The sequence below is a fragment of the uncultured Tateyamaria sp. genome (assembly GCF_947503705.1).
GTDB lineage: Bacteria > Pseudomonadota > Alphaproteobacteria > Rhodobacterales > Rhodobacteraceae > Tateyamaria.
The window spans coordinates 243886-249885 of the sequence record NZ_CANNES010000006.1 but is presented as its reverse complement, the minus strand read 5'-3'; the positions used below and the strand labels follow the sequence as shown (position 1 = coordinate 249885).

Sequence of the window (6000 nt, the reverse complement as noted above, 5' to 3'; positions counted from 1 at the left end):
GGTTGTAGCTCAGTTGGTTAGAGTACCGGCCTGTCACGCCGGGGGTCGCGGGTTCGAGCCCCGTCAACCGCGCCACTGCTGCGACGCTTGTCGATGCGTTAAATCGACAGCCTGTCAGGGCGTTGATCTGACACGATGCGCGGTTGTAGCTCAGTTGGTTAGAGTACCGGCCTGTCACGCCGGGGGTCGCGGGTTCGAGCCCCGTCAACCGCGCCACTTTCTCCTTGATTATGTCACTTGCGGTGGCGGAAAACGATACGTTTTCCGGCTAATTTTCCGTGTCGGAAAATTGCGCGTCAGGCCATCCATGTGTGTTTTTGCAACGAGCGGAGCGCGGGGTCGGCCCCTCGCATTCCCCGGGATATTTTTAGCCAGGAGAATGATCCGTTTGGGAGTAGGTATAGCCCAGCGCTGCTTCCTGCTCCGCATTAACGCTGGCGCGCAGAAAGTCATGATCGGCCTGCGCCCATGTCTCTGGCAGGAGCGGTCTGTTTTCGACAGACGCTTTGTACTTTGAGCCCAGCCGTTTGACCACTGGACGGAAGGCTTGGGTCTGTGAGGCGGCGCCGAGCCCTCTAAGGATCGTGTTCAGCGTCACTTCGGGCGCGGCTTGCGCGTCTTCCATGCGGACAAAGACGCATGTGCAGTCTCGCTTTAGCAGTCCCAGCAACATCGCCAGTTTTGCCTGTCGCAGTGCAAAGAGACTGGCAAATCGAGCCCCGGTGACCGGATCGCGGTCTTGTTGCAGAGGGGTTCCGATGCTGCCCTTCTCAATCAGCCCACCGAAATATCGTGGGCGGTCGATGATCGTGTCCCATTCGGCGCGGATGAACTCTGAAAATTCAAGCGCTTGCAGCGCAGGCGTCGTGTGCCACGGTTTGGAAAACATCGAGCGCGCCCAGGTGTCGGCGCGCCGGACGGAGCAGATCACCGCCATATCGGCTGGCACCGCCATCATCTGCGGAAACCCGTGTTTCCAGCCCAGTGCTTCGGTCGGGGTCAGCTTGCTGTTGCGCCCGATCAGCCGTTTGACGAAATTGGTGCCCGACGATCTCTCGCCCAGCACCTGAAACCGCGTGATGTCCGTGTCGCTTGCACGTTGGATATGCAGACCTGTCTGAGCAAATTCGGGGGGCAGGGACATGGCGCGCCTTTGCGGCAAATTAACGATTCTCTTGGCAGGGTGCCTGAGGTAGAGTGCCCCAAACAAGACCCTGAGCAGGACCCATATCAGATGCAGACAGTTGCCGCCGTCACCATGGTGCGTGATGACGCATTTTTCCTCAAGGCGTGGCTCCGCCACTACGGTGAGATGTTCGGACGTGAAAATTGCTATATCGTGAACCACGGTCGCGGGTCCGAGGTGGCCACACTGGCCGAGGGGTGCAACATCATCGGTATCCCCGGCGATCCGCACAAGAATTTCGATATCAAGCGGTGGGGTTTGCTCAACAATCTCATGGGGGGCTTGCGCCGCTATTACCGCCACGTGATCGTGGGGGATGTGGACGAATTGGTGGTCCGTGATCCCGATGCCGGTGGCAGTTTGCTGGATTTCCTGGAGGCCGCTCCTGAAGGCCGCGTCGTGACCCCTTTGGGGTTGGAGGTCATTCATCGGATCGACATTGAGGATCAGGTGATCGAGGACGCGATTCTGGGCCCCCGGCGCCATGTTCGACCCGCGCCGCATTACTCAAAACCCTGCATCATCTCGGCCCCGGTCAAGATTGCGCGCGGTGGGCATTTTACCCAATCAGACAAGCTTTTTACCCCCGATGACCTTTACCTGATGCACCTGAAGTTTTGTGATTTTGGCGCCTATGTGGGTGTTATGGATCATCGCAATCAGGTGACGGCAGACGTGCAGGCGGGTGTGAAAGACGCGGCCATTGGCCGTCATTGGTTTGCCGAAGCCCGTGGCGAGGATCGTGCCGTCTTTGACGCCTTTGCAGAGCTAGAGATGGTCGAGGAATTCGACATGCGCCCCTTGCGCCGCAAGATGCAGCGGTCGTTCAAGCCGCGCGGCGACACAGGGTATTATCACTTTGATCGACCTCACTATACGACCCAGTATGTCCTGCCCGAGCGGTTCAACGGCCTGATCTGAACGCGTCGCCGATCATTGGGTTTGCGTTATGTGGATGCGGTGACCGTTGTCAAAAAGTGATGCAGCGCCTGCGTGGTGTCTTCGGGGTGTGTGTCGGGAAAAAAATGCCCGCCGGGCAAGCCGATGCTTTGCATGTTTTTAAGCCGGTCGGCCCAGGTTGCGGCCATGTCATAGGCTTGCCCCATGATCCCGTCCTTGCCATGGAGAACCAGTGCAGGCGCTTGAATTTTGCGCTGTAAATCATTGGCATCAAGGGTGAAATCGACATCAATAGCGGCGCGGTAGTCGTTGCACATGGTGCGGATGCAGTCGGGATCGTTCCATGAGGTGCGATAGGCGTCGAGCGCATTCGCGTCAAAGCCGTCCATGCCACCGCCCCAGCCTGCAAGGCAGCTTTGAAAATAGGCGTCCGGGTCATGCCCGATCAGAGTTTCGGGAAACGGTGCGGGTTGAGCTAGAAAGAACCAGTGGTAATAGGCCCGCGCCACCTCTTGCGTCAGATCGTTCAGCAATAGATGCGTGGGCACGATGTCCATCAGCGTGAGCGATTGCACCGCCTCAGGCCAATCCAGTGCCAGCCTGTGGGCGGTGCGTGCGCCGCGATCGTGGCCGATCAGATGGAAGCGGTCGAAGCCCAGACCTGCCATCAACGCCACTTGATCAGCCGCCATGGGGCGAAAACTCATATCCTCCATACGGGGCGGTTTGGAGCTTGCGCCGTAACCGCGCAGGTCCGCGGTGACGACCGTAAAGTCTTGCGCAAGCGTCGGCGCAATCGCATGCCACATGGCTTGGGTTTGCGGGAAGCCGTGCAACATCAGGACAGGCGGGCCGCTGCCGCTGATCTGATAGGCGATGGACTGGTCGTTGACCTTCGTGTGCCGGATCATCTGTCTGCGTGGGTCATGAGAGCGGGAACGGGGGGCCAGCCCGTCGCGCTCCCCGGTATATCATTGGAACTGAGAAGGGGGGCCGCGCGCGTCACGTCAAAGCGTCCAGGATGCGCGCCCAGCTGCGGATGCCCTTGTGAAAGCTTTCCATGTCGTATTTTTCGTTGGGCGAGTGGATTTGGTCATCGTCCTTGCCAAAGCCCACCAGCATGGGCGTGGTGCCTAGGATATCCTGGAAATGGCCCGCGATGGGGATCGAGCCGCCGCAGCCCACATAGGCCGCCGGTATCCCCCACTCATTGCTGAGTGCGGTGCGCGCGGCCTCGAACGCGGGGTCTGTGGTTTCCGTGACCGAAGCCTGGCCGGCACCGTGATCCTTGAATTCCACCTCACAATCGGGCGGCAGAGCATCCCGAACCATCTGGCGAAAACTCTGCCGGATTTTCAGCGGGTCCTGGTCGCCGACCAGCCGGAAGGACACTTTCGCATGGGCCTTGGAGGGCAGCACCGTCTTGAATCCATCGCCGGTATAGCCGCCCCAGATGCCGTTCACGTCACAGGTGGGGCGCGACCAGATCATCTCGATCGGTGTGCGGTCGGTTTCGCCCGCGGGCGCAGACAGCCCCACATCGCCCAGGAACGTGCCGTGATCAAAGGCCAGACCTTGCCACTGGCTGCGGATGTCATCCGGCAATTCGGGCACGCCATCATAAAATCCCGGCACCGTGATCCGCCCCGCGTCGTCATGGAGCGATGCGAGCACCTTGCTGAGCACCCGAATGGGGTTCATCGCCACGCCGCCATACATGCCGGAATGCAGGTCCTTGTCAGGGGCGGTGATCGTGAGTTCCTCACCCAAGAGCCCACGCAACATGGTCACGATAGAGGGCACCCGGCTTTCAAACATGCCAGTGTCGCAGATCAGCGCCAGATCGGATTTCAACTCGGCTGCGTTTTCCTCCATGAAAGGGACCAAAGAGGGTGAGCCGCTTTCCTCTTCGCCTTCAAAGAAGAACGTGATGCGACAGGGCAGGGTGCCATGTTCGGCCTTCCAGGCCCGGCATGCCTCGACGAATGTCATCAGCTGGCCCTTGTCGTCGGACGATCCGCGCCCTCTGATGACGGGGCCTTTGGCGGTGTCCTCAATCTGTGGATCAAACGGGTCGCGGTCCCAAAGCTCAAGGGGATCAACGGGTTGCACGTCGTAGTGGCCATAAAACAGCAGATGCGGTCCGTCCCCTTCCACATGGCCCACGACCATCGGGTGGCCGGGCGTTTCGCGCTTTTCCGCAGGCACCCCAAGGCTTTGCAGGTCGGCCACCAACCAGTCGGCAGCGGTCTGGCAATGATCCTTGAACGCGGGATCGGTCGAGATGGATGGGATGCGCAACAGTTCCAACAGACGGTCCGTGGCCTGGGGCAAGTCGGCATCAATGCGGGCGAGAACGGCGTCGAGGGTCATGGCGGCTCCTGAGGATGTGTTTGGGCCGAGACTACGACCTTGCCGCGCGGTGTCCAGTGCCTCGCTGTGCCTCTATCGGAAACAGGCGTCACCCTTGGGGATCACAGACATGTCACCTGCGACATGACGCGCAGGGCAAATTCATTGATTGGACGGCCTGCAATCTATATTCGTTCTAAAAGCGATGCTTGGATGCCGTTGAAACGCACCCAAGCCATGACAAAGACGGAGCCGCGCGTGGACTATACCGCCTCATTGGACACAGCCCTTCAACGCCTGCATGACGAAGGCCGCTATCGGACCTTCATCGACATTGAGCGGCGCAAGGGCCAGTTCCCCCATGCAACCTGGACGAAACCGGACGGGTCCGAGGCGCCGATTACCGTATGGTGCGGCAATGATTATCTGGGCATGGGGCAAAACCCAATTGTGCTGGCGGCGATGCACGAGGCGATTGACGCAACCGGCGCAGGTTCTGGCGGGACGCGCAACATTTCAGGCACTACGGTCTATCACAAGCGGCTTGAGGCCGAACTGGCCGACCTGCACCAAAAAGAAGCGGCGCTGCTCTTTACCAGCGCTTATATCGCCAATGACGCTACGCTCAGCACGCTCCCCAAGCTTTTTCCGGGCCTGATCATCTATTCGGATGCGCTCAACCACGCCTCCATGATCGAAGGGGTGCGCCGCAATGGCGGGGCCAAGCGGATCTTCCGCCACAACGACCTGGACCATTTGCGTGAACTGCTCGCGGCGGATGATCCGGCGGCCCCGAAGGTCATCGCCTTTGAATCGATCTATTCCATGGATGGCGATTTTGGCCCCATTGCCGAGATTTGTGATCTGGCCGACGAATTTGGCGCGCTGACCTATATCGACGAAGTGCATGCGGTGGGCATGTACGGACCGCGCGGGGCAGGCGTGGCCGAACGGGACGGCCTTATGGACCGCATCGACATCATCAACGGCACATTGGCCAAGGCCTATGGCGTGATGGGCGGCTATATCGCGGCATCGGCCAAGATGTGCGACGCAATCCGGTCCTATGCGCCGGGCTTCATCTTTACCACATCCTTGCCCCCCGCAATTGCGGCTGGTGCGGCGGCATCGGTGGCCTTCTTGAAAACAGCCGAAAACCTGCGCGCAGATCATCAGGCACAGGCCAAGGCGCTGAAACTGCGGCTCAAGGGGCTGGGCCTGCCGATCATTGATCACGGCAGTCATATCGTGCCCGTCATCGTGGGCAACCCCGTGCATACGCAGCTTTTGTCGGACAAACTGCTTGAAGATCACGGGATTTACGTCCAGCCGATCAATTTCCCGACTGTGCCGCGCGGGACAGAGCGCTTGCGCTTTACCCCGTCGCCGGTGCACGGGCCGCGCGAAATGGATGCGTTGGTGGGGGCGATGGACAGTTTGTGGTCACATTGTGCGCTAAATCGCGCCGAGGACGTGGGCTGATTTACTAAATAGTGTAAATGGCGTTGCCTTGTGTTACAGTCTGTTAAACAAAAGCGCCGAGGCGAATCGAGTGGGATTGG

General features: G+C 59.7%; 5 protein-coding genes and 1 tRNA gene. 3 read left to right on the top strand and 3 right to left on the bottom strand.

The window, feature by feature from the left end; all coding sequences use genetic code 11:
* The first annotated feature begins 139 nt into the window (after positions 1-139).
* A tRNA-Asp gene (locus Q1A44_RS15130) sits at positions 140-216 on the top strand.
* 151 nt (positions 217-367) lie between these two features.
* Here the strand turns inward: Q1A44_RS15130 and Q1A44_RS15125 are convergent.
* Positions 368-1144 carry a hypothetical protein gene (locus Q1A44_RS15125; protein WP_299626897.1) on the bottom strand — a complete coding sequence of 259 codons (777 nt, stop codon included), beginning with the start codon at positions 1142-1144 and terminating at the stop codon, positions 368-370.
* Between the two features lie 90 nt (positions 1145-1234).
* Between Q1A44_RS15125 and Q1A44_RS15120 the strand changes: the two genes are divergently transcribed.
* On the top strand, positions 1235-2107 hold the full coding sequence (locus Q1A44_RS15120) for a glycosyltransferase family 2 protein (protein ID WP_299626894.1): 873 nt from the start codon (positions 1235-1237) through the stop codon (positions 2105-2107).
* A 26-nt stretch (positions 2108-2133) separates the two neighbouring features.
* On the opposite strand, the gene Q1A44_RS15115 is transcribed toward Q1A44_RS15120, so the two are convergent.
* Complete coding sequence (locus Q1A44_RS15115; RefSeq protein WP_299626891.1) at positions 2134-2997, bottom strand: alpha/beta hydrolase; 864 nt, start codon at positions 2995-2997, stop codon at positions 2134-2136.
* A gap of 91 nt (positions 2998-3088) precedes the next feature.
* Positions 3089-4459: a M20/M25/M40 family metallo-hydrolase gene (locus Q1A44_RS15110; RefSeq protein ID WP_299626888.1), complete on the bottom strand. Its 1371-nt coding sequence runs from the start codon at positions 4457-4459 to the stop codon at positions 3089-3091.
* Between the two features lie 216 nt (positions 4460-4675).
* Between Q1A44_RS15110 and hemA the strand changes: the two genes are divergently transcribed.
* Positions 4676-5920: a 5-aminolevulinate synthase gene (gene hemA / locus Q1A44_RS15105; protein WP_299626885.1), complete on the top strand. Its 1245-nt coding sequence runs from the start codon at positions 4676-4678 to the stop codon at positions 5918-5920.
* The last annotated feature ends 80 nt before the right edge of the window (positions 5921-6000 follow it).